General features: G+C 49.1%; 13 protein-coding genes, 12 tRNA genes and 1 rRNA gene (1 of these 26 only partly in view). 23 read left to right on the top strand and 3 right to left on the bottom strand.

Annotated elements, in window-relative coordinates; translation table 11 throughout:
- The 16 genes from ACX1C1_RS04265 to ACX1C1_RS04190 form a co-directional block, all read left to right on the top strand.
- Positions 1–2,747 (top strand): 23S ribosomal RNA (locus ACX1C1_RS04265) (it extends 190 nt beyond the left edge of the window).
- 148 nt (positions 2,748–2,895) lie between these two features.
- Positions 2,896–2,971, top strand: a tRNA-Asn gene (locus ACX1C1_RS04260).
- Between the two features lie 3 nt (positions 2,972–2,974).
- Positions 2,975–3,050 (top strand) — tRNA-Thr (locus ACX1C1_RS04255).
- A 40-nt stretch (positions 3,051–3,090) separates the two neighbouring features.
- Positions 3,091–3,165, top strand: a tRNA-Glu gene (locus tag ACX1C1_RS04250).
- A gap of 5 nt (positions 3,166–3,170) precedes the next feature.
- Positions 3,171–3,246 (top strand) — tRNA-Val (locus tag ACX1C1_RS04245).
- A gap of 10 nt (positions 3,247–3,256) precedes the next feature.
- Positions 3,257–3,330, top strand: a tRNA-Gln gene (locus tag ACX1C1_RS04240).
- A 9-nt stretch (positions 3,331–3,339) separates the two neighbouring features.
- Positions 3,340–3,415 (top strand) — tRNA-Lys (locus ACX1C1_RS04235).
- A gap of 23 nt (positions 3,416–3,438) precedes the next feature.
- Positions 3,439–3,521, top strand: a tRNA-Leu gene (locus tag ACX1C1_RS04230).
- 143 nt (positions 3,522–3,664) lie between these two features.
- Entirely contained in the window at positions 3,665–4,705 is a 1,041-nt protein-coding gene (locus tag ACX1C1_RS04225; protein ID WP_458955914.1) for a LacI family DNA-binding transcriptional regulator, read from the top strand.
- Positions 4,706–4,770: 65 nt separating this feature from the next.
- Entirely contained in the window at positions 4,771–6,057 is a 1,287-nt protein-coding gene (locus ACX1C1_RS04220; protein ID WP_458955913.1) for an ABC transporter substrate-binding protein, read from the top strand.
- Between the two features lie 78 nt (positions 6,058–6,135).
- Positions 6,136–7,041 (top strand): carbohydrate ABC transporter permease, encoded by a 906-nt coding sequence (locus ACX1C1_RS04215; RefSeq protein ID WP_458955912.1) that lies wholly within the window; start codon positions 6,136–6,138, stop codon positions 7,039–7,041.
- Positions 7,031–7,855: a carbohydrate ABC transporter permease gene (locus ACX1C1_RS04210; RefSeq protein WP_458955911.1), complete on the top strand. Its 825-nt coding sequence runs from the start codon at positions 7,031–7,033 to the stop codon at positions 7,853–7,855. The genes ACX1C1_RS04215 and ACX1C1_RS04210 overlap by 11 nt, the downstream gene beginning before the upstream one ends.
- Positions 7,856–11,380 carry a glycoside hydrolase family 31 protein gene (locus ACX1C1_RS04205; RefSeq protein ID WP_458955909.1) on the top strand — a complete coding sequence of 1,175 codons (3,525 nt, stop codon included), beginning with the start codon at positions 7,856–7,858 and terminating at the stop codon, positions 11,378–11,380.
- Positions 11,381–11,495: 115 nt separating this feature from the next.
- Complete coding sequence (locus tag ACX1C1_RS04200; RefSeq protein ID WP_458957591.1) at positions 11,496–14,786, top strand: TIM-barrel domain-containing protein; 3,291 nt, start codon at positions 11,496–11,498, stop codon at positions 14,784–14,786.
- Between the two features lie 35 nt (positions 14,787–14,821).
- Complete coding sequence (locus ACX1C1_RS04195; protein WP_458955908.1) at positions 14,822–18,709, top strand: TIM-barrel domain-containing protein; 3,888 nt, start codon at positions 14,822–14,824, stop codon at positions 18,707–18,709.
- Between the two features lie 141 nt (positions 18,710–18,850).
- A complete protein-coding gene (locus ACX1C1_RS04190) occupies positions 18,851–19,771 on the top strand; it encodes a DUF6612 family protein (protein WP_458955907.1) in 921 nt (306 codons plus the stop codon).
- Between the two features lie 71 nt (positions 19,772–19,842).
- Here ACX1C1_RS04190 and ACX1C1_RS04185 read toward each other — a convergent pair whose 3' ends face one another.
- Positions 19,843–20,223 (bottom strand): collagen-like protein, encoded by a 381-nt coding sequence (locus ACX1C1_RS04185; protein ID WP_458955906.1) that lies wholly within the window; start codon positions 20,221–20,223, stop codon positions 19,843–19,845.
- Positions 20,224–20,466: 243 nt separating this feature from the next.
- Between ACX1C1_RS04185 and ACX1C1_RS04180 the strand changes: the two genes are divergently transcribed.
- The gene (locus ACX1C1_RS04180) at positions 20,467–21,786 is read left to right on the top strand and encodes a hemolysin family protein (protein WP_458955905.1); all 1,320 of its coding nucleotides are present in this window, start codon (positions 20,467–20,469) and stop codon (positions 21,784–21,786) included.
- Between the two features lie 66 nt (positions 21,787–21,852).
- A tRNA-Leu gene (locus ACX1C1_RS04175) sits at positions 21,853–21,935 on the top strand.
- 60 nt (positions 21,936–21,995) lie between these two features.
- On the opposite strand, the gene ACX1C1_RS04170 is transcribed toward ACX1C1_RS04175, so the two are convergent.
- Positions 21,996–22,406 carry a DUF2203 family protein gene (locus tag ACX1C1_RS04170; protein WP_458955904.1) on the bottom strand — a complete coding sequence of 137 codons (411 nt, stop codon included), beginning with the start codon at positions 22,404–22,406 and terminating at the stop codon, positions 21,996–21,998.
- A 210-nt stretch (positions 22,407–22,616) separates the two neighbouring features.
- Between ACX1C1_RS04170 and ACX1C1_RS04165 the strand changes: the two genes are divergently transcribed.
- From ACX1C1_RS04165 to ACX1C1_RS04145, 5 genes are all read left to right on the top strand, one after another.
- Positions 22,617–23,486, top strand: coding sequence for an ABC transporter ATP-binding protein (locus ACX1C1_RS04165; RefSeq protein ID WP_458955903.1), 870 nt, complete (start codon positions 22,617–22,619; stop codon positions 23,484–23,486).
- 240 nt (positions 23,487–23,726) lie between these two features.
- A tRNA-Gly gene (locus tag ACX1C1_RS04160) sits at positions 23,727–23,801 on the top strand.
- A gap of 8 nt (positions 23,802–23,809) precedes the next feature.
- Positions 23,810–23,886: transfer RNA gene (locus tag ACX1C1_RS04155), tRNA-Arg, on the top strand.
- Positions 23,887–23,914: 28 nt separating this feature from the next.
- Positions 23,915–23,991, top strand: a tRNA-Pro gene (locus ACX1C1_RS04150).
- A gap of 8 nt (positions 23,992–23,999) precedes the next feature.
- Positions 24,000–24,073: transfer RNA gene (locus ACX1C1_RS04145), tRNA-Gly, on the top strand.
- Between the two features lie 77 nt (positions 24,074–24,150).
- Here the strand turns inward: ACX1C1_RS04145 and ACX1C1_RS04140 are convergent.
- A complete protein-coding gene (locus tag ACX1C1_RS04140) occupies positions 24,151–25,359 on the bottom strand; it encodes a tyrosine-type recombinase/integrase (RefSeq protein ID WP_458955902.1) in 1,209 nt (402 codons plus the stop codon).
- Between the last annotated feature and the right edge of the window lie 14 nt (positions 25,360–25,373).

Below are 25,373 nucleotides of genomic sequence, written 5' to 3'. Positions count from 1 at the left end.
GGGAACTGAAACATCTAAGTACCCCGAGGAAGAGAAAACAAAAGTGATTCCGTCAGTAGCGGCGAGCGAACGCGGATTAGCCCAAACCAAGGAGCTTGCTCCTTGGGGTTGTAGGACGTCTCACATGGAGTTACAAAGGTGTTTGGTAGGCGAAGAGATCTGGAAAGGTCCGCCATAGCAGGTAAAAGCCCTGTAGCCGAAAGCAAGCACTCTCCGAGACGGATCCTGAGTACGGCGGGACACGTGAAACCCCGTCGGAATCCGGCAGGACCATCTGCCAAGGCTAAATACTCCCTGGTGACCGATAGTGAAGCAGTACCGTGAGGGAAAGGTGAAAAGCACCGCGGGAGCGGAGTGAAAAAGAACCTGAAACCGTGCGCTTACAAAAAGTCAGAGCCCGTTATAGGGGTGATGGCGTGCCTTTTGTAGAATGAACCGGCGAGTTACGATCACGTGCAAGGTTAAGGTGGAAAGCCGGAGCCGCAGCGAAAGCGAGTCTGAATAGGGCGCCTAAGTACGTGGTCGTAGACCCGAAACCGTGTGATCTACCCCTGTCCAGGGTGAAGGTGCGGTAACACGCACTGGAGGCCCGAACCCACGCACGTTGAAAAGTGCGGGGATGAGGTGGGGGTAGCGGAGAAATTCCAATCGAACTCGGAGATAGCTGGTTCTCCCCGAAATAGCTTTAGGGCTAGCCTCGGTTATGAGTGACGTGGAGGTAGAGCACTGATTGGATGCGGGGCCCGCCAAGGGTTACCAAGTCTAGTCAAACTCCGAATGCCATAGACATGCTTACCGGGAGTCAGACAGTGAGTGCTAAGATCCATTGTCAAGAGGGAAACAGCCCAGATCATCAGCTAAGGTCCCCAAGTGTGTGTTAAGTGGGAAAGGATGTGGAGTTGCACAGACAACCAGGATGTTGGCTTAGAAGCAGCCACCATTTAAAGAGTGCGTAATAGCTCACTGGTCGAGTGACTCTGCGCCGAAAATGTAACGGGGCTAAACACACCACCGAAGCTATGGCAACGTAAATCCTTGTGATTTACTTGGGTAGGGGAGCGTTGAATGTACGTTGAAGTCAGACCGTGAGGACTGGTGGAGCGCATTCAAGTGAGAATGCCGGTATGAGTAACGAAAAGACAAGTGAGAATCTTGTCCGCCGAAAGCCTAAGGGTTCCTGAGGAAGGCTCGTCCGCTCAGGGTAAGTCGGGACCTAACGCGAGGCCGAAAGGCGTAGTGGAAGGACAACAGGTTGATATTCCTGTACCACCGAAGATTGTTTGAGCAATGGGGTGACACAGAAGGGCAGTGACGCGGACTGATGGAATAGTCCGTCCAAGCAGTGAGGCTAGTTGGTAGGCAAATCCGCCAACTATAAGGCTGGGCTGTGATGGGGAGCGAAAATTGCAGTAGCGAAGGTCATGTACTCCGGCTGTCGAGAAAAGCCTCTAGTTAGATCTAGGTGCCCGTACCGCAAACCGACACAGGTAGGCGAGCAGAGCATGCTAAGGCGCGCGGAAGAACTCTCGTTAAGGAACTCGGCAAAATGACCCCGTAACTTCGGGAGAAGGGGTGCCTCGGTAGGGTGAATAGCCCGAGGGGGCCGCAGTGAAAAGGCCCAAGCGACTGTTTAGCAAAAACACAGGTCTGTGCGAAGCCGTAAGGCGAAGTATACGGGCTGACGCCTGCCCGGTGCTGGAAGGTTAAGGGGAGCGGTTAGGGGTAACCCGAAGCTGTGAACCGAAGCCCCAGTAAACGGCGGCCGTAACTATAACGGTCCTAAGGTAGCGAAATTCCTTGTCAGGTAAATTCTGACCCGCACGAATGGCGTAACGACTTGGGCGCTGTCTCAACGAGAGATCCGGTGAAATTTTAATACCTGTGAAGATGCAGGTTACCCGCGACAAGACGGAAAGACCCCATGGAGCTTTACTGCAGCTTGATATTGGACTTTGGTACGATCTGTACAGGATAGGTGGGAGCCTTTGAAGCCTGAGCGCCAGCTTAGGTGGAGGCGCCGTTGGGATACCACCCTGATCGTATCGGAGTTCTAACCTAGTACCGTGAAACCGGTACGGGGACCGTGTCAGGCGGGCAGTTTGACTGGGGCGGTCGCCTCCTAAAATGTAACGGAGGCGCCCAAAGGTTCCCTCAGAATGGTTGGAAATCATTCGAAGAGTGCAAAGGCATAAGGGAGCTTGACTGCGAGACCTACAAGTCGAGCAGGGACGAAAGTCGGGCTTAGTGATCCGGTGGTACCGAATGGAAGGGCCATCGCTCAACGGATAAAAGCTACCCTGGGGATAACAGGCTTATCTCCCCCAAGAGTCCACATCGACGGGGAGGTTTGGCACCTCGATGTCGGCTCATCGCATCCTGGGGCTGAAGTAGGTCCCAAGGGTTGGGCTGTTCGCCCATTAAAGCGGTACGCGAGCTGGGTTCAGAACGTCGTGAGACAGTTCGGTCCCTATCTGTCGCGGGCGCAGGAAATTTGAGAGGAGCTGTCCTTAGTACGAGAGGACCGGGATGGACGTACCGCTGGTGTACCAGTTGTTCCGCCAGGAGCACCGCTGGGTAGCCAAGTACGGACGGGATAAGCGCTGAAAGCATCTAAGCGTGAAGCCCCCCTCAAGATGAGATTTCCCAGTATGTAAGACCCCTTGAAGACGACGAGGTTGATAGGTTCGGGGTGGAAGCACAGCAATGTGTGGAGCTGACGAATACTAATCGGTCGAGGGCTTATCCTACACGCTTATCTGTTCATACAAACGATAAGCAACAGCTTTAAGGTTCAGCAAACCTTTCGTATCCAGTTTTCAATGTGCAACACACATTGAGTTCGCAATTGTCTTGACCGCTTATGCTTAAGGACACTAATCATGACTTGTTTAATGTTCCCTGATAGCTCAGTTGGTAGAGCACTCGACTGTTAATCGAGTTGTCACAGGTTCGAGTCCTGTTCGGGGAGCCATTTGCTCTCATAGCTCAGTAGGTAGAGTGCATCCATGGTAAGGATGAGGTCACCGGTTCGATCCCGGTTGAGAGCTCCATTCCCATCAAGGACAAGACATCTTGCTTCATAACTTTTAAGGCCCGTTGGTCAAGGGGTTAAGACACCTCCCTTTCACGGAGGTAACAGGGGTTCGAATCCCCTACGGGTCACCATTCATGGAGGATTAGCTCAGCTGGGAGAGCATCTGCCTTACAAGCAGAGGGTCGGCGGTTCGATCCCGTCATCCTCCACCATACCGTTCGCTGGGGTTTAGCCAAGCGGTAAGGCAACGGACTTTGACTCCGTCATCCTAGGTTCGAATCCTGGATCCCCAGCCATTTTATTAAGAGCCATTAGCTCAGTTGGTAGAGCACCTGACTTTTAATCAGGGTGTCGAAGGTTCGAGTCCTTCATGGCTCACCAGTTATTACCCAAGCATCACCCACGCGCGTATGGCGGAATTGGCAGACGCACTAGACTTAGGATCTAGCGGGCGACCGTGGGGGTTCAAGTCCCTCTACGCGCACCATACCATGAAGAAACCCTTCGGATAACGAAGGGTTTTTTGCTGCGTACAAACCTTATGAAAGCGCTACAAAAAAATATTGACAATATTAGGCATCCGTATTATAGTTTGGTTAAACGCTTAACCGAGAAAGGGAGCTAGCCACATTGAGCAAGAGAAAAACAACAATTAAAGATGTTGCATCACATGCCGGTGTATCTATAGCAGCTGTTTCCTATGTATTGAATGGCAAGGCGAATAAGGTTTCTGACGATACAGTCGCTGTTATTTATGAATCGATTAAGGTACTTAACTACATTCCAAGCATCTCCGCACGAGGGTTATCCAAGAACACCTCAGAATTAATTGGCCTCATTATTCCACAGACAGAAGAGCATAAGCAGCTCGTTCTACAAAACCCTTTTTATAGCGAAATTATAAGCAGCATCGAAGCGGTTGTTAGGGAATATGGATACCATATCATTTTGGCGGGGGTAGAGAAGGGGAAGTCATATCTGGATATCTCTACATCTCGAAATTTGGATGGCGCCATTATTATGGGAATCTATCCAGAGCAACTGTACGAAGAATGTAAATCAGTAAACATTCCAATCGTGTTAATTGATAGCTATGTCCATGATCAATACTTCGCCAATGTGGGAATTGATGACGAGCAAGGCGGATACATGGCGACCAAATATCTCATTGATCAAGGTCATCGCCATATCGGTATTGTTACAGGTATGATTAGACGTGATGGTGTTGTAGAGAAACGATTTTTGGGTTACAAGAGAGCAATGCAGGAGGCTGGGTTGTTCTATAATCCGGATTTAGTATTCGAAGAGTCTGTATCCTATGAGCATGGTTATGATACAGGTCGCATCATTGCAGAGCAGCATCCAGAAATGACTGCTGTATTTGCAACGGCAGACCTTGTGGCATTTGGTTTGATACGCGGATTATTCGAATGCGGCAAGTCTGTGCCGGAGGATGTATCCATCATTGGTTTCGATGATATTTCCTGGGCACACATGTTCTTCCCGCCGCTTACGACGGTAAGACAACAGATTGCATTAAAGGGAGAAATGGCTGCGCGGCATTTGATGGAGAACATCAAACAAGGAACGGCTAACGAAGTAGGCGGATTCCAATACTTAGTGCCATTAGAGATTGTTGAGAGGCAAACCGTTAGGAAGTTAAACGTTTAATGCCATTAGGCAACGTTTAATGATAGATGATGTTGAATAATAGTCTATCGAGGGGGTAAGTGCTAATGAGCAAAGGGAGTTTATTGAAAGCGCTTTCTGCACTAATGGTTTTAGCTCTTGTCATCATGGCAGTTGGTTGCAGCAATTCTAATGACACCTCGGGCAATACAGACAAAGGTTCAGAGAAAGGGAATGTGACGATTAAGTTTGCGAATTTCTCGGGTGCAGGAGATGCTGCGCCGGCGTTAGAGAAGATGAAGGCCAAGTTTGAAGAATTGAATCCTCACATTAAGGTAGAGATTGAGACAATCGGATTCGGAGAGTATTTTACACAGATGCAGACTAGAGTAGCAGCAGGTACAGCGCCGGATGCGTACGAGTTGAACTTTGAAAACTTTTTCTCTTATGCCAAGAAGGGTGTGCTTAAGGATTTGAACGAATTTGATATCGATCGTTCGGTCATCTATGAGCAAGCGCTTAATGCCTTCCAAGAAAACGGCGTGCAATACGGGATGCCGGCAAGCTTCTCCAATGTCGTACTCATCTACAATAAAGATCTGTTTGATAAAGCAAATGTATCCTATCCTACAAGTGATTGGACCTGGAAAGAGATGGACGAAGCCGCGGTGAAGATCCGTGCGCTAGGTGATGATATTTTCGGGATCTCGCAGGGCGTACATTTCTTTGAATTCTTTAAGGCGGTACAACAAAATGGAGGAAGCTTACTGAACGAGGATGGTACAGCATTCACAGTCGATACACCGGAAAATGTAGAGACGCTTAAACATATGGCAGACCGAATCAATGTCTCCAATGTCATGGCATCCGAAGCTCAGATGAGCGGTGTTGGCGATTGGGAGCTGTTCAAGGGTGAGAGATTAGGTATGCTTTTGACAGGCGTGTGGGCATTCCCGGATTTCGTACAAAATGTGAAATTTAATTGGGATATAGCAGTCGAACCAGGTAATAAGAAAAAAGCGACGCACTTCTTTGCGAACGGATATGTCATTAACAAAGAGAGCAAAGAAGCGCAGGCTGCTTTTGAGTGGGTTAACTTTATGTCCTCAAGTAAAGAAGCCGCGCAAATTCGCTTAGATGCCAACTGGGAGCTGCCGGCTGTTACGTATCCTGAAGTCCAAGAGGGCTACTTGAAAATTACCCCTCCTGACAACCGCGAAGCGGTGTTCGAATCATTGGAGTATTTGATCACACCTCCGGTTATTGAACAGTTCGGCGAGATGAACGATATTCTGACCCAGCATTTGACGAAGGCAGGGCAAGGGGCGGTAACGGCAGAGCAAGCGCTTGCGGATGCGCAGCGTGAGCTGGAAGAGAAAATTAAGTTGAAATAACACTCAAAACGCTATCGAGCACAGGCGGTTGTTGTGCTACCTAAGATGACCGCCTGCTCGATCCAAACGAGGTGTCTCATGTTAGCTAATCAGAATGTGAAGAAGTGGCTCGTGATCCTAGCCTTCTTGCTGCCTTCGTGTCTGGGGCTGATTGTATTCAGCTTCATCCCTATCATCTATTCGTTTATGATCAGCTTTACAGATTGGAATGGATTAAATTCTTGGAATCCGGCAGCTGGAACGCCACAATTTGTAGGCGTAGATAACTATACCGAGATTTTATCCGGCGAAGAATTCTGGAGAGTGTTCCGCAATACATCCTACTACATCATCCTCTACATTCCGCTTATGCTGACCGTCTCGATCGGGGCAGCCATCCTTCTCAATAACAAATATCGAGGCATGAGTATCTATCGTGTTCTCTACTTCATTCCTGTTCTTACTTCATGGGTTGCCGGCGCGTTGATCTGGAAGTGGCTGCTTAGCGCGAACTATGGTCCGATTAATGCGTTGTTATCTTATGTCGGCATAGAAGGACCAGCTTGGCTGCAAGATCCAACGTGGGCGATGCCGGGTATCGTGCTTGCTAGCGTGTGGAAGGATATGGGCTTCTTCTCACTTATTCTATTAGGAGGTCTTCAAGGTATTAATCCTAATTATTATGAGGCCGCTCAAATTGATGGTGCCAACGCTTGGCAACGACTGCAGCGCATCACATTGCCGTTACTGTCTCCCATTCTCTTCTTCGTTATGATTATTAGCATTATCGGCTCCTTCCAGCTGTTCCCGCAGGTGATGATTATGACGGATGCAGGTCCATATGGATCAACGCAGGTTATGGTAGAGCGGATCTATAGGCTGGCCTTCAAATATTATAAGATGGGACTTGCTTCTTCCTTCTCGTGGATTTTGTTCGCTATTATCTTCATCTTTACTATGCTCCAGATGAAACTTCAGAAGAAGTGGGTGCATTATGATGGATAATCGGGTTTTCAAAACGTTGTCCTTTTATGTATCAGCCTCATTGCTTGCCGCTTTTGCCCTACTGCCTTTTGTATGGATGTTGAGTACATCCTTGAAGGCAGAAGGTACTTACCTCCTGATCCCCATCCAATGGATACCGGACCCTTTCAGTACAGAAGCATATTCCAGATTGTTCAGCTTGTTTCCTTTTGGAAGAGCTATATTCAACAGTACCTTTATAACGGTTGCGACTACGCTTATAACGATTACTTCCTCCTTGTTAGCGGCGTACATCTTCGCCAAAGTAGCGTTTAAAGGACGAGAAGTGGTGTTTTCCTTATTTTTGGCAACGATGATGGTGCCTGGTCAGGTGACTACCATACCCGTATTTCTCATTCTAAAGGAACTCGGTTTGCTTAACACATTTACGGGATTGCTAATCCCCTCTGTGTTTAATGCATTTGCTGTATTCATGCTGCGGCAATTTATTAAGACGATACACAATGATTTTTTGGATGCGGCGTTTATGGATGGCGCTTCGCACCTCAACGTATTCCGTAGAATAATCGTTCCGCTGAGTATGCCGATTATTATTACGCTTGCTGTGCTGACTGTCATGGGGGTATGGGGAGATTACTTTTGGCCATTAATTGTTCTGTCGGATAAAGATAAGATGACATTGCCGCTCGCGCTGGGATCACTTAACGGTCAATACGGCAGTAAGTACAACATTCTAATGGCGGGAAGCTTGATTTCGATGGCGCCGATTATTGTGTTGTATTTGTTTGCACAGCGTTACTTCAAATCTGGGTTACAACTTGGAGGGATCAAATAGATGAACCATGTGCTTGAGACGAATAGCTGGCGGGACCAAACTTTATTCCATTATGTGCAGTTGCGTCAGCAGCGAATAGAACAAGTAGCGAATTATATCGATCATGCTACCGCGCTGCTGGATATGAACGATAACGAGCCTCTCCAATGTGCGTACTGGTTATGGCTGATTAGCGAATATTCGGTAGCCTCAGGAGACGTGACCCGGATACAGGCCAATGTTGATATGGTGCAAAAATGTATCGCGATTATCGATCGCAACTGGCAGGAAACGACTCCTCACTGGTTATGGGAGGATCGTCAAGGGGTCTATTTGAGTCATCTGGCTATCTATTATGCAGCGCTCCGTTCTGCTGCGCAAGCCATCAAATCGGAGGATGTGCAGCGTATCGGCAAAGAAATTAGAAGTACGCTGTTCACTGATTATGTGATCGGAACGCATCTGGTGAGCGAGAAGGGAACGGATGTCGTCTGGGAGGATGTGATTCTTGCGGCGGTTCCATTCGGATTCATCAGCGCAGGAGATCTGGCTCTGCTGAAGTCGCTTGAAAGGCTGGATGAGAAGGGGGCGAAGGGGGATTACGCTGCCATCCTTTCTTGGTATTACAGTGAATGCGGTAGGGGAGCACGTGCAAAAACGCTGCTGGAGCAAGCGGTGAATTCGAGTAACGAGGATGAGCCGTCGATCTGGATCCAAATCGCACAATCGCAGCTCCGTTCGTCGGATCAACTCAAGCGGGTGCACTTCCGCCATGAGCCGCTTGGTAGTGAATGCCCTTATATGTTCGGAGCAGATGAACGCTCGCCTCGGCTGGTTACAGCAGGTGAGGATGTCATCGTACGCACAGTCATTGAATCGGAGATTCAGCCTCCTCTTGTATGGCTTCACTATCATGCGGCGGATGGCGCCGAGCATGTGGTCGAAATGAGTATGGGAGATCGTGTGGAGAGCGACGCTTATTGGCAGGCGACGATCCCTGCTTGTGGGGAGCAAGTCGAAGTAGGGTATTATTTTGTCGCCCAAGGTGATTGGGGACTTATTGAATCCGAACGGTTTACTTATAACGTGTTGAAATGGGCGAATCTGGATGTCGCGGATGGAATCCTGCAGAGGGAGAATCGGTTGGTGCTTCGATATAGGTCAAGCGAGGCCGAGCAGCTGAACGATCACCGTGCCATACAATTGGAATTGTGGAAGACAGGAGAGGGGGTCGCCTGCAGTCTGGACTGGGATGTTTCCGAAGAGCAAGATCTGGGGACGGATGACTCTGTAAGCCAACATCAGGATGGTACGTATCGGATAGGTCACATTCAATTAACCGTGGCGGAGGGCGAAGTGTCATGGGGGAGAGTTGACGAGTCGGGGATGGCAATCTCTATCGAGATGCCAGGACACGACTTTGCACGTATTCAGGTGCTGACGGATCAGCAAGGCCGAACCCACAAGGTACGCTGGAATAGTCGTTTGACCGATGAAGAAAAGCTCTATGGGCTTGGTGAACGGTTTGCAGGGATGGAGTTCAGAGGACAAGAGCTCGACAACTATGTATTTAATCAATATAAGGATCAGGGCTATCGTACGTATATGCCGACCCCATTGGTGCTTAGCTCCGAAGGTTATGGCTTGTTCCTGGAGAGCACCCTATATTCCGTGTTTCGTTGTGGTTCACAACAGCCGGAGCTGATGCAGATTGAAGCCAGTGTTCGCCCGGATGCCCCAGCGATGACTTTGCATATGTTCCATGGTGGGCTGCTGAAGCAGATCGAGCAATATACAGATTTAACGGGCAAGCCGAAGCTGCCGCCTAAGTGGGCATTCGGTCCGTGGATGTCGAGCAACAACTGGGACAGCGAGAAGGAAACCGATTGGCAGCTGGAGCAGAACCGGAGGTATGAGATACCGGCAACCGTTATGGTTCTGGAGCAGTGGAGCGATGAATCGACCTTCTATATCTTTAATGATGCGCAATATGAGGAGAAGGATGGGGACGAACGGTTCCGCTATAACGACTTCACCTTCCCGGAGTGGGGCAGATGGCCGAATCCCAAGAAGCTGGTAGAGCGAATACATGAGCAAGGGATTAAGCTGCTGCTCTGGCAAGCGCCGGTGATGAAATATATGGACGGTATCGCACACGCGCAGCGTGATGAAGATGAACGGGCGATGATTGCCGGCGAGCATGCAGTCAAGAATGGGGATGGCACGCCATACCGAATTCCATCTTACGAATGGTTCAGAGGCAGCTTGGTCCCTGATTTTACAAGCGTGGCGGCTAGCGAATGGTGGCTGTCCAAACGACAGTATTTGCTGGATGAGCTGTTGATTGATGGCTTCAAGACCGATGGCGGCGAATGTATATATGGCTCGGATGTGCAGTTCCATGATGGCAGGAGCGGGGCGGAGATGAGGAACAGCTATCCCAATGTGTATATTGGGGCGTTCCACAGCATTGCTAATCGATTCGTAGAAGGCGGGGCGATCACCTTCAGTCGTGCAGGATATTCGGGGGCGCAGTCGATGCCGCTGCACTGGGCGGGGGATGAGAAGTCGACCTTCGAGGCGTATCGCGCCAGTGTCGTAGCCGGCCTATCCAGCGGATTGTCAGGGGTGCCGTTCTGGGGCTGGGACCTGGGAGGTTTCTCAGGCGAGATTCCAACGGCCGAGCTTTATATCCGTTCCGTTCAGATGGCCGTCTTCTGTCCGGTTATGCAATACCATGCCGAGAGCAAAGGGCAATTCAATCTCGATCGTACGCCGTGGAATATCGCGGAGCGCACGGGCTGCCCGGAAGTATTAACGGAATATAAGAGGTATGCGGATTTGCGGATGAATCTTCTTCCTTATATCTATGAACAAGCCGAGCGCAGCTCTCGTACAGGACATCCATTAATGAGAGCGATGCTGCTCGATTATGGTGGTGATCCGACCTGCGCAGGCTTGACGCAGCAATACATGTTCGGCGAGGAACTGCTAGTAGCGCCGATCCTGGAGGAAGGGGCCACGGAGGTTGAACTTTATCTGCCGCAGGGAAGCTGGCTGCCGCTATTGCACGGACGGGATGCCCTTCATTCCACTGGTCAATGGGTGACGGTTGAGGCGGATCTGAGCAGCATCCCTGTCTATATGAGAGCGAACAGCGTAGTGCCGTTGAACCTCAATGATAAGGTCGAGCTTGCGAGTCATGTCGGGAATGCTGTGGATTCATACAAGCAGCTCAGTATGATGATCTTCGTAGCGGATTCTCTCGACTATCGTTTCGAGGATGAGCTCGGGACGATGGTCACGATACAAGCGACAATCTCTGAAGGTGAGATAGATGCCGAAGTAGAGCTTAAATCAACCGAGTCCGTTGTGCTGTGCTTCCGTTCCATCGGTACAGCAACATCGGTCACCGTCGGCGGGAACGATCTTGCGATCGTCCATAACGCCAATGAACGTGGAGTCGGCAGCTGTCTGCAACGTGAACAAGATGTGCTGATTACGCTGGCAACTGGGGAATCGAGCATTCGGATTCGGAGGGGCTGAGGCGAATGAGGCGGGAGGAGGTGATGTTTTCTCATCATAATGGATTAACTAATGGACTGGAGGCTTTTGGTAACCTGTAAGAACGAAATCGATGAAGGAGGAGTTCTTAATGTTCATGAAGAGGAAAAAGTCGAAATCATTTATTTATGGCTTGCTTATTCTAGTGTTCATGTTCATGTCGGTTCCACACTCGTATGCCATTAATGGTGTGTGGCATACACCATACGGAGTTGAAGATCGTTATATCGCAGAGGCTGCAGAACGTTATCCGCAGGATCCGAAGGCTGGCGAGGACGTGTTCGTAAAGTTGAATACTTGGCCAATCGAGCCTGGTCAGTCCGTGTGGATCGAATGGGAGCTGAACGGTGTGCCGCAATCTGCAATAGGCGGTTCGTGGAAGTACAACGACAGCGGGACGAATAACACATTCTGGGAAGTGGCTTTAGGTGATTTCAATAAAGGAGACCATGTCGAGTATACGGTAAAGGCAGATCAATATGGTAGTAACCAGAAGTCGATTGGACCATTCGAATTTACCGTGACGGACTGGGAATCCATCGCTAGCGTAAGCAGCTATACCGACAACGGCACACATCTTGTGCTGAATGCAGCCGCGAATACGGGGAGCTTCTCTCCCAAGATCAACCTGGCTTTTGATTCGGCGGATGTGTTCCGAGTTCAGATGTCACCTAATGGAACAGGTGCATTCGCGACGGGTGTAGATGTGTTCTCTGTGACCGACAACACAACCTTTTACACCGTAACAACGGCGGATCTTGTTATCAAGATCGATAAGAATCCTTTCAAGATGAATGTCTATGAGTCGGATGGGACAACCCTTATCGCGCAGCACTATAATCCAGGCTCGAATCGGAACATGTCTTGGCTGACAGATGGGACAAGCATTATTGATAAGGTACAGGATAACTTCTACACCCCAAGCAATGAAGAGTTTTACGGCTTCGGGGAGAGGTACAACAACTTCGGCAAGCGAGGAGACGTTGTTGAGACTTATATTTATAACCAATATTTGAATCAAAATGAAAAAACGTATCTTGCCATCCCTTATTTCTTGAATACAAACGGATATGGACTGCTGGTCAACAGCACGTACTATTCGAAATTCGAGATGGCTTCTTCGCCGCTCCCTACCGATATGTACACGTTCACGGTCGATACGGGAGGAAGCTCGACCTCAATGTTGGACTATTACTTCTATAGCGGTGATGATTTGAAAGAAGTCATATCTAATTATGCAGAGTCGACGAGCCTGCCTGAGCTGTTGCCTAAGTGGGGCTTTGGACTATGGCTGTCCGCCAATGAATGGGATAGGGAATCGGAGATTAATACGGTACTGGACAATCTAGATACGTATAATATTCCGGCAACTGCGCTTGTCTTGGAGCAATGGAGTGATGAGCATACGTTCTATGTCTGGAATGACGCAACCTATACGGCGAAGGCTGGAGATGAGTCCTTCTCATCGTCGGACTTTACGTATGGCGGCAGATGGCCGGATCCCGAGGGTATGATCGAAGATATTCATGCTGCAGGTTTGCGCGTGTTGCTGTGGCAGACGCCTACCATGAAGTATACCGGATATGCCTACGAACAGAAGGACAACGATGAAGCCTATATGATCGCTCAAGACTATGCGGTCAAGGATGGTCATGGCGGCGACTACCGTATACCAGAAGGCTGGTTCGGCAACAGTCTTGTCATGGACTTCACGAATCCGGCGGCAGAGGACTGGTGGTTCGAGAAGCGGGATTATCTGCTTGATGATCTCCATATCGACGGGTTCAAGACGGATGGAGGCGAAGTGATCTGGGGCAGGGACACCACCTTCTACAACGGCAAGAAGGGGGATGAGATGCGTAACCAGTATCCGAATGAATATATTCGGGCGTACTATGATTACGCCAAGTCCAAGAATGCGGATGCAGCATCCTTCAGTCGATCCGGGACGACAGGCATTCAACAATATCCGGCTATATGGGCGGGTGACCAAGAATCGACGTTTGGAACGATGCAGCAATCTCTGGCTGCTGGGCTGAGCGCGAATATATCCGGCGTTCCGTATTGGAGCTGGGATCTTGGCGGATTCACAGGGACGTATCCGTCAGCCGAGTTGTATAAACGTTCGGTGACGATGTCTGCGTTTACGCCAGTGGTACAAATTCACTCAGAGAAGGCTAATCCGAGTACGAGCGAAGAGCGTACACCGTGGAATTCGGTATCGCGTAATAGCGGCGATACAAGCATTATGAACGTGTTCCAGAAGTACATGAACATTCGAATGAATCTATTGCCTTACATCTATAGTGAAGCCACGAAGACAAGTCAGACAGGCGTACCTCTCATGAGATCGATGGCGGTCGAATATCCAGAGGACACGAACACCCATGATCTGGTTTATCAATATATGTTCGGCGATAATCTGCTTGTAGCTCCGATCGTGGAGCAATCGCAATACAATAAGAGCATCTATCTGCCTGAAGGAGAATGGATCGATTTCTTCTACGGAGCGGCTAGACCTGGAGGCCAGACGATCTCGTATTATGCCGGGCATGACCAGATTCCGGTATTCGTGAAGTCAGGTGCGATTATTCCGCTGAATTTGAATGGAGATTATGAGCTTGGCGGCACGATCGGCAATGATCTGGACAGCTATACGAATCTCGCATTCCGTGTCTATCCGGATGGGAATACGTCGTATGCTTGGAACGATGATGTAGGCGGCGGTACGGTCGGCGCATCGATCAAGACGATTACCTCATCGGAGAATTACGCCTCCAATGAAACGACAGTAGTGCTACCAGCGATGGATACTGCAAGTACCGTCCAGGTATACACAACCAAGCCTTCTGCTGTAACCGTCAATGCCAGCGGATTGACGCAATATTATAGTTTGAGCGCGCTTGCTGGAAGCTCGCAGGGCTGGTACTTTGATTCGCTTAACAAGTTTGTCCACGTAAAGGTAGCTGCGGGAACATCCTCGCGTACAGTTGAATTAAGTGGCGTGCATAAGGCATCTTACGAGGCGGAATATGCGGCACACTATGCTGTATCGACGAATGACAATCATACCGGTTATATCGGTACGGGGTTTGTCGATGGTTTCGCATCCATTGGCGATTATATCGAATTCGATGTCTTCGTACCGTCTGCTGGCAGCTATAATGTGGATGTCAAATATAGCTCAGGAGGTGGAACCGGATCTCGGACAATCTATGTCAACGGCAGCAGTGCGGCGACGATGTCGCTTCCGGTGACAGCCAATTGGGATACATGGGGGACCTCCACAGCATCTCTCACACTAGTAGCGGGGCGCAATAAAATTAAGGTTCAATACGATGGCACGGATTCACTCGGGATTAATGTAGATCATCTAACTATACGATAAGCTCGGTCACGCGAGAGCAATAGGTAGTTGAATTCATGATTCGAAGAAGAGAGGTGTCCTTGGCCATGATGAATCTTAATCGGAAAAGAACGTTTCGAATGATCACCTATGCGTGGCTCGCAGGTATAGTGGTGATTTCTGCCAGCTTTCCTGGCTACAAGCCTGCAGAGGCCTATGTGTCCGCATTAGGTAATGTTACGGGAGTGTCTGTATCCGGTGATGCTTTGACGCTTACGATTAATAATGGGGCCGAGCCCAGTGATGATTTGCTGGAAATATTGGTCGCTGAGGATGATATTCTGAAGGTCAACTATCGGCCCAATAGTGTAGCCTCAAGCAGCAGCACGCCTATTATCGATCCGAACCTGACCTGGTCAGCCGTAGGGGCAACAATCAATACGGCAGGTGATCCGATCTTAATTGAAACGAGCAAGATGAAGATTGAAATTGATAAGACACCTACTCGAATGACGATTAAGAAGGCAGACGGAACAACGCTGCTGTGGGAGCCGTCTAGTGGTGGCGTATTCTACGATGGAGTAAGATTCGAGCATGCTGCCAGCGATAATGTGTATGGGATACGGAGCTTCAGTGCTGTGGAGTATGAGGGAGATTTGCTCCGCAATGACAGCAGTCATCCCGCACATGCAGGCGAGCAGGGAGACTCTGGCGGACCCTTCATGTGGTCAACGGCAGGATATGGCTTGTTGGTAGACAGTGATGGAGGCTATCCTTATACCGATTCCAGCACGGGCCAGCTTGAATTCTACTACGGCGGAACGCCAACTGAAGGCAGAAGGTATAGCAAGGCCAATGTGGAGTACTACATTATGTTAGGCGACCCGTACGAAATTATGGACTCGTATGCCACGATTACAGGGTCTGCTCCGATGATGCCGAAGTGGTCACTCGGATTCAGCAACTTTGAGTGGGGGATCAATCAGGCAGAGCTGGAAAGCTCGGTAGAGACCTACCGTGCAAGCGATATTCCGATCGATGCTTATGCGCTGGATTACGATTGGAAGAAGTATGGAGAAACCAACTACGGTGAATTTAAGTGGAACACGACCAACTTTCCGGATGCTTCATCTACCGATTTGAAGGATGATATGGATGCATTAGGAATGAAGCTGATTGGGATTACGAAGCCGCGGATTATAACGGAGGATTTGAGCAGCGCGCGAACATCTCAATATTATGATGCGCAGTCTGGCGGCTATTGGTACCCCGGTCATAGTGAGTATACAGACTACTTTATCCCCGTTAAGGTAAGGAGCGTCGATCCTTATAATGCTACGGTGCGAAGCTGGCTGTGGCAGAACTCGGAGCAGGCATTCGATCGGGGGATAGCAGGCTGGTGGAATGATGAAACGGACAAGGTATCATCCGGTCTGGCACAATATTGGTTCGGCAACTTTACGACGACACACTGGTCACAAGCCATGTATGAGGGGCAACGTGCCTATACCAATGATGAGCAGCGTGTATGGCAGACTGCGCGAACGTATTATCCTGGTGCACAACGATATGCTACTTCCTTGTGGTCAGGAGATATAGGCTCTCAATTCTATCAGGGCGAACTATTGCCTTGGGCGACGGGAATGAAGGAGCAGCGTCAAGTGATGTTGTCATCGGTTAATCTAGGTCAGATGAAATGGGGAATGGACTCCGGCGGATTCAATCAGGCGAATGGAACAATTGGCAATCCTGTTCCTGAGCTATACGCCAGATGGCTGCAATTCAGCGCATTTACCCCTGTCTTCCGAACGCATGGCAATCTGAATCAGCAGCGGCAGCCATGGTACTATGGCTCGACAGCCGAAGAGGTTTCCAAAAGCGCTATTCAGCTTAGATACAGCCTGCTGCCTTATATGTACGCCTACGAAAGAAGTGCGTATGACAGCGGTGTAGGTTTGGTTCGTCCGCTGCTGTTCGATTATCCAAGCGACAGCAATGTCGAAGATTCGTCTGATGCCTGGATGTTCGGCGACTGGCTGATGGCGGCGCCAGTCGTTGAGAAGGGACAGACCTCCAAGACGGTCTATCTGCCTGCTGGTACTTGGATCGATTATTTCCGAGGACACAGCTACGCTGGCGGTCAGACGATCAGCTATCCTGTGAATGCGGAGACTTGGACGGATATGCCTCTATTCGTCAAACAAGGTGCGATCATTCCTAGCGAAGCCGTTCAGGATTACGCCGGACAGCTGACAGCGGATACCATCCATGTGGATGTGTTCCCATCGACGTCGGAGACTAGCTTCGAGTATTACGATGATGATGGTTCATCGTATGATTACGAGAGCGGAGGTTACTTCAAGCAAGAGCTGTCTGCACAAGACAATGGCGGCAGCGGCTATAGCTTCGATGTTGCTGCCAAGTCAGGCTCCTATACACCTGCGGTAGACTATTATCTTGTCAAGCTGCATGGCAAAGCGGGTACAGCCGTTACGGACAATGCTTCGAGCATGTCCTCCTATGCGGACCTTGATGCGCTCAAAGCGGCAGCGGGTGAAGGTTGGACGACAGGCAAGGATATCTACGGACCTGTTACCTATGTGAAGGTGGATGCTGCGCTTGGCACTTCACAAAGCATAGTCGTAACGGGCAGCGGCAGTCCTGCGGCCTCCTCGACGAAGTATGAAGCGGAAGAAGCGTCCTTGTCTGGACTTACGACAGCTACCCAAGCAAGTACGAATACGAATCATAGCGGCTATACGGGCGCTGGTTTCGTAGACGGCTTTGATGAAGAGGGAGCGGCAGTAACCTTCTATGCCAATACAGCTGTCGGTGGGGACTATGATGTAGAGCTGAGATATGCGAACGGTACCGGCTCGCAGAAAACGGTAAGTATCTATGTGAATGGTACACGCGTGAAGCAGACAGCTCTCAATCATCTGGCTAGCTGGAGTACATGGGGCACCAAGACAGAGACATTGCCGCTCACCGCAGGCAGAAATATCATCACATACAAGTATGACGACGGTGCAGGCGACAGCGGGAACGTGAACCTGGATCATATCAAAGTGCCGTTCGTACCCGTGCAGGCCAAATACGAAGCAGAGACAGCGAAGCTAACCGGAGGAGCGGGTACGAGCTACGATCACTGGTTCTACTCGGGATCGCGCTTCGTAGATGGGATCACATCGCTTGGCGCACAGGCTGAGCTTCAGGTTGATGTACCGACAGCTGGCAGTTACGAAGTGGCGCTTCGTTATGCGAATGGGTCAGGATCGACGAAGACGATCAGTACCTTCGTCAACGGCTCCAAAGTGCGTCAGAACAGTCTGACCAGCCCGGGTGCGAACTGGAATCTATGGACGGATCATGTTCAGACAGTTACTCTGAGCGCAGGGGTGAATAAGGTTGCCTTCAAATACGATACAGGAGACAGCGGAGGCGTGAATCTGGATCGTATCTTGGTTTCGGCGGTTACTCCAGTGCAAGCCGCATCAGAACGGAATCTGCTTGATAATGCCGGATTCGAGCGGTGGAATGATCAGAATAGCAATTGGTCAGAGTGGCATCCAGGCGGTCAGGCGCTGGCGTTCGGGATAGACAGCGGAATCGGGATTAATCCTCCTGAGCCGCCGTGGACCGGATTACAGCGGGCATACTTCTATGCTTCGAGCGCGTATCAACAAAGCATCCATCAAACGGTATCGGTTCCGACCAACAATACGAATTATAAGTTTGAGGCATGGGTAAGGTTGTCGGGTACAACACCTTCCATAGCGCGAGCCGAAATTAGCAGCCATGGCGGGTCCGCGCAGTATTACAACATCTCGAATGATGGCGTATGGAAGTATATTTCGATTGACAACATCTACGTGACAAGCGGGCAGATTGATGTTGGTTTCTATGTGAACTCACCGGGAGGCACAGTCCTTCATATCGATGATGTTCGGATAACGAAACAATAAGGTCAAAGGGGCGACTGGAGCGGCGATTGCTGCTTCGGTCGCTCTTTTGTTCGAATAAATTCCTGATTTTAGAAACTATTGAAGAAATATCTACGTCTAACCTTATAGGGAAGTGGATGAACATGCAAAGGGTGAGTCCGTATGAAGAAGAGACGGCTGCTGGCACTGACAGCGTTTGTGTTTCTGGTGACTTTGACAACATGTGAGACGGGAACGGGGCACATAACGGAGGAGGAAGAAGAGCAGCGGGATAGGATATCTTCGACGTTGGGTGATGTTGCTGCTATCAATGGGGACCGGAATAGGAGTGCGTCTGTACCAATAGAAGCGGATCAAGGCGTAGATGTTCTACAATCGAACACGCTGGAAGCGGATCATCGGAGGGTGGAAGAGCTGCTGGAGCGGGCAGTCGACATTCGCGGTTCTTCTATCGAGCTTACGATTCGAGAGACCATTGATTTTATAGATAAGGTGTCTATTCAAGCAAGCCGAAGAATCGATATCATTTGGGATGAGCAACCGACTTATTATTCATCCACTCTTACTCACTCAGCACAACCGCCTGTCAAGCATGAGTCTTATGGAACACCAGAGCATACCTATTTCACTATGGGCGGGACCCAGTGGTTTAAGAACGATCATCCAGGAACAGGACCCGGCAATATGCCGGCGCCTCTGTATCTTGCAGTGGATTATCAACTACTGACCTCAAGTCCATATGCACAGCTTCAAATGTTGCTTCAATACACGAATAAATTAAAAATAGAAGAAACGCCAGATGAATATCGTATTCGCTTACTTATGGATGAGCAACAATTAAACGCAATGTTTATGGGCGAGGATATCTTCCTCGTGCCATCCATACTTACAGGAGAAGCAACCTTTGATTTCGCTTACGATAAGTCGACGATCGCCCCTATATCGTTCGCTGTGGCGTTGGATTACAAGATGAAAGAAGAAAGCCGTGTACAATCGATAACAGGAACTTTTGCCGCGCACAATGAACGGGATATGATCGAAATACCTGAGAGTATATTGAATTCGCCATATTTGATGGATTGAGAATGAAGATGTCGGCACACGAAGAAGAGCTCTTCCCAATAGAAGGGCTCTTCTTCGTGCGCATGGAATGATTAGAAACAAGTGAAGGATTCGATCGATCGCAGATCGAATCCCGAGAACATCCAGAAGAATCCGTTCCAGCGGAAGCCGGCAATCGAGGTTGGACCGACAAAGACTGGGAAAAACCAGAATTGGTTACCGTTATGCATCCAAATATACGTGTTGCGGAATGCACAGCGGCGAATTCCGCCTGGATCTACCGCCAGCAGCGAAGCTGACGGCTGTTGTGGAACAAAGGATGGAGGCGGCGAAGCGGGAGCGGCGTAAGGGCCGGAAGGTCCGCCAGGGCCAGGACCGGGACCAGGGCCAGGGCCAGGACCAGGACCGGGACCGGGACCAGGGCCAAATGGGGGACCAGGCGGCGGTCCGAATGGTGGGAAAAAGGACATCATGGATCACTCCTATTGGGATTGATTAGTAATCATACGAGACATTAGTGGGGCAGGGCTAAAGCTTATCTATCGTATTCATAATGGTGTTTATAGGTGTTAATCTTTAATGGCATGATTGTTTCATCATAAAAGCATCTTATCGGGTGAATAATATGGAACGAATAGGCTCGTTCGTGCGTATGAACCAGGAGTTAACTATTTTTTATATTCTACGGAGGTGAATCCCTCTCAAGAGGGAAACAATTGGACTTATCTATCTTCATTAACTTGCTACTAGTCGCACTGCTGATCGTATTAACGGCTTTTTTTGTGGGATCCGAATTTGCCGTTGTTAAAGTAAGGATGTCAAGACTTGATCAGTTGATTGCAGAAGGCAACAAAAAAGCAATTGCGGCAAAACGTCTAGTAATGGATCTGGATTATTATCTGTCAGCTTGTCAGCTCGGAATTACAGTCACGGCACTCGGATTAGGTGCGTTAGGCGAACCTACCATTGAGAAGATTCTACATCCTTTGTTCCATGACTGGGGCGTCTCCGATGCATGGGCAACACCAATTTCCTTTGCGCTTGCATTGTCGTTAATGACCTTCCTGCATGTCGTATTCGGAGAGCTTGCACCTAAGACACTGGCGATCCAATTCGCTGAACGTATGACACTTTTACTCGCGGGACCGCTAGTTATGTTCGGTAAGATCCTATTCCCTCTGATCTGGCTGCTCAATGGATCCGCACGTTTATTTCTCCGCATGTTCGGAGTACAACCCGCTGGACATGAGCAAGCGCATTCCGAAGAAGAATTAAAAATTATTATGGCGCAGAGCTTCCAAAGCGGTGAGATTAACCAAACGGAGCTAGCCTATATGCAAAATATATTTGCCTTCGACGAACGTGTGGCGAAGGACGTTATGGTACCTCGAATGCAGGTCGTTGCGATCGACGAACGAATGAGCAAAGAGGAAATTCTGGCTATTATTGATGATTACGAATACACACGATATCCTGTAACGCAGGATGGAGATAAAGATAAGGTAATCGGCTTCCTGAATGCCAAGGAGCTTGTAACGGACATCGCGCTGCAACGATCAACACCAGTGAAATCGATGATTCATGAAATTGGCACTGTCCACGAAACGGCACCGCTTCAGGATGTACTCCGGAAGATGCAGAAGAAGGGTGTACACATCTCATTGGTTATCGACGAATATGGCGGTACAGCCGGTATGATTACAATGGAGGATATACTTGAGGAAATCGTCGGAGAAATTCGAGATGAGTTCGATAATGATGAGCAGCCGAATGTAGTGAAAGTATCGGAGCATCAATATCTAATAAGTGGTCTTGTGCTTCTGGAGGATATCGAGGCGCAATTCGGTCTTGTGTTCGACGAAGATTATGGCGTGGATACGATTGGCGGATGGTTGCAGGTGCAACAGTTCTCACTAGAAGAGGAGCCTGTTCCCATTGTGCATGGCAATCATCGATGGACAATCGTCGAAATGGATAACCATCAGATTCTGAAAGCATCTTTGGAGCTGAATGTGGATGTGGTAAGCCATTCTTAAAAAAAATAATTTAGGACTTGCATCTTCGTATGGAACGTGGTAATATTTATTTCTGAAGTTACCCACGCGCGTATGGCGGAATTGGCAGACGCACTAGACTTAGGATCTAGCGGGCGACCGTGGGGGTTCAAGTCCCTCTACGCGCACCATACCATGAAGAAACCCTTCGGATGACGAAGGGTTTTTTGCTGTCTTCAGGCGTATATGATCTATTCCGCGTCTTCATTAACATCAGGGTGTTGCTTACGACCTGAAAAGCCATCATGCCAGCCGTGATAGTGGGTGATGCGCTCCTCTCCTTCTTTCCAGCATAACAATACTTCCTCACCGCCCAAGATAGCAGGGAAATCGATGAGACCTGGCTGGATCATCTTGAGCAGGATGCCCTGCCGGGAGAAGTTCCCCATATAGAGCTGCAACTCTAACTGCATGAAGTCCATCTGACCTTCCATCTCGAACAAAAGCTCATCTGATTGATCAGCATGACCTGCTTTTACTTTACGATAGTGAATATAGTGCTCCTCGAGCTTCTTGGAGAGCTCTTGAAGCTGCTGTAAATTCAGTTGGATCTCGGGGAGAAGCGCATTCGCTTCTGCTAACGAAAATCGTTTGGTCATCATGGTCATCCTCTCCTTACCAACAAGTATACGGAAAGTATCGGATCTGTTCAAATCAGGATGGCATGCCAAGCCATGATTATGAATGTTAGATGAAGTTGGGCATTGACTTTGGGTCTGAGAACGATTATCATTAAAAATGTCTTTGATAATCGTTTTCAGTTTTTGGATACACAGTCTGCGCCAGGCGCAGCGGGAGGAGCGTGCAGCACCATGATTCGTCTGACTACTTCGGATCTGGCTATTTCTTATGATGACAGACTTATTGTCCAAGATTTGAACATATCCATTCCTCAGGGGAAGGTCACAGCATTAGTTGGAGCAAACGGTTCGGGCAAGTCTACTATACTGAAGACGATGGCTCGGATTATGAACCCTACGAAGGGTAATGTTCTGTTGGATGGCAAGTCGATTCATAAGCAGTCTACGAAGGATGTGGCGAAGCAGCTTGCAATCCTGCCGCAGAACCCGACAGCACCAGATGGTCTTACTGTCTCGGAGCTGGTCTCGTATGGGCGCTTCCCTTACCAGAAGGGCTTTGGTTCGATGAGCAAAGAAGATCGTCAAGTCGTTCAATGGGCCATTGAAGCTACAGGCATGGGGGAATTTACGGATCGCCCTGTCGATCAACTGTCCGGCGGTCAGAGACAGCGTGCATGGATCGCCATGGCGCTCGCTCAAGAGACCGATATCTTGTTCCTTGACGAGCCTACAACGTTCCTTGATATGGCGCATCAGCTGGAAGTACTCCATTTGCTGAAGAAGCTTAATGAAATGAACAATCGTACCATTGTTATGGTTGTCCATGACTTGAACCATGCTGCGCGTTATGCGCATCATATGATTGCGATTAAGAGCGGCGTTGTACGAGGCGAAGGCTCTCCAGTCGAGGTTATCACACCGGATATCATGCGAGAAGTATTCAATATTGAAGCCGATATCGTACCCGACCCTAGAACAGGCGTCCCATTATGTCTGCCATTCGCACTTGCTGAAACAGCTCATGCTGACAAAGTGATGAGTGCAGCTAACCAAGGCGATCACAGTAATCAGCCGGCCTTGACGGCTGCTGCAGGCGTATAGAGTTCAACATCGGCGCTTAGATAGCGCATAAATATAGAAGAAACGATAACCCGCAAGAAGGACACTAAGGAATAAGTGACTTCTCGTGGGTTATTTGTTTATTATCCTTGGCGGGATTTGCACGAATTCAAAAAAAAATGTGATTTACGAAAAAAGGAGTTGCATTTTGTTTTTCAAGATGATATATTATTACTTGTCGCCACGATGGAATGGTGTTGAAATGGTCGACAAACTTACCGTGCGGAAGTGGCTCAGCGGTAGAGCATCGCCTTGCCAAGGCGAGGGTCGCGGGTTCGATTCCCGTCTTCCGCTCCATAATTTTTGCGGCCTTAGCTCAGCTGGATAGAGCGTTTGACTACGAATCAAAAGGTCAGGAGTTCGAATCTCTTAGGCCGCGCCACTTTACTTATAAGATCATGTTTGTATATCGGGATGTAGCTCAGCTTGGTAGAGCACCTGGTTTGGGACCAGGGGGTCGCATGTTCAAATCGTGTCATCCCGACCATCATATTTGCGGGTGTAGTTCAATGGTAGAACTTTAGCCTTCCAAGCTAATAGCGTGGGTTCGATTCCCATCACCCGCTCCAGTATCTTAAGAGCCCAAAAGCCTTGCGCAGCAAGGCTTTTTTTGTTTTTCTTTTTTAATTGACCGATGACGTTCAGATTAGTTTGGGGCAGAACTTGGGGCATTTTTGGGGTTGAGGATTTCGAGCTTATCCGCAGAATCACGGCTAATCAGCTCGGACTCGTGCATATAGGTGTCTGTAGTGGTCGCTGTTTTGCTGTGCCGTAGCCGCTCTTGAATCTGTTTTACATCGGCTCCATACTCACGTAACAGCATGGCTGTAGTGTGGCGCAAGTCATGCAGGCGGATATGCGGCAACTCACGGGCGGCGAGGAATCGTCTCCAAGTCAAGGAGGGGGTATTGGGGTAATACATGGTGCCCTGGCCGGAATGGAATACATACTGCTTCAATCCTCCACGCCATTCTTTGACAAGCTGCTTTTCATTTTTCCACTCCACACGAAATTTCTTCAACTCCTCCATATACCACTGGGGCATTGGGATGAATCCCTCGGATGCTTCCGTTTTTACTTCATCCTCGTTTTTCTGGCCGTTTTCATCTAATGTGATTTGTTTTTCAATGTACAGGCCGCCTGCATCGAAATTCACATGCAAATGCCATTCCACGGCGAGCATTTCGCCGCGCCTGAAGCCTCCGAGCAATACGCCAAGGTAGTAGAGGCGCCAACGGTTAGGAAGGTCGTAGAGGGCGGATATGACCGCCTGGGCCTCTGCTTTCGTATAATGGCTCTTTCGTTGCCTCATTTTACGTTTTTCTTGTTTACCAGCTGTCGGGGAGTCTACTCCATCCATGGGATTAATGGCGATAACTTGCCATTGCTTCGCATAGTTAAAAACACTGTTGATCACCTTATAGATGTTCTTCTTCGTATTCGTTGCCATCGGCTTGCCATCCTTACGAACAAGCTCCGCCATAAAGTTTATGATGTGCAGGGTTTTGACTTTATCCATTCGCATTTCCCCAAATATAGGAAGGATGTAGATGTTCAGAATATTGTCGGTCGTGTATCGAGTGTACTTGCCCATATTTTGATCCGCATATCCCTTTTTCCATTGCGGGATAAATTCTTTCAGTGTTAGCTTGTCTGTCTTGATGAACTGTCCGGTATTAACTTGTTCAACAAACTTCGCCAGTTCTAAATCAAGGAACTGTTTCGTTTTCCTCTCTGATTTTACAACCTCTTCTGGGAGCACTACCGGAAGGTAAATTCTCTTCCGGCCGATCGCTGAAGGATCATTTGTGCAAAGACGGTACTTGAGACCGCCTAAATGTTCGTAGTAAGCCATGCTAATCGCTCCTT

It is taken from the genome of Paenibacillus sp. strain BS8-2, from assembly GCF_054483835.1.
This window is presented reverse-complemented; position numbering and strand designations above follow the sequence as displayed.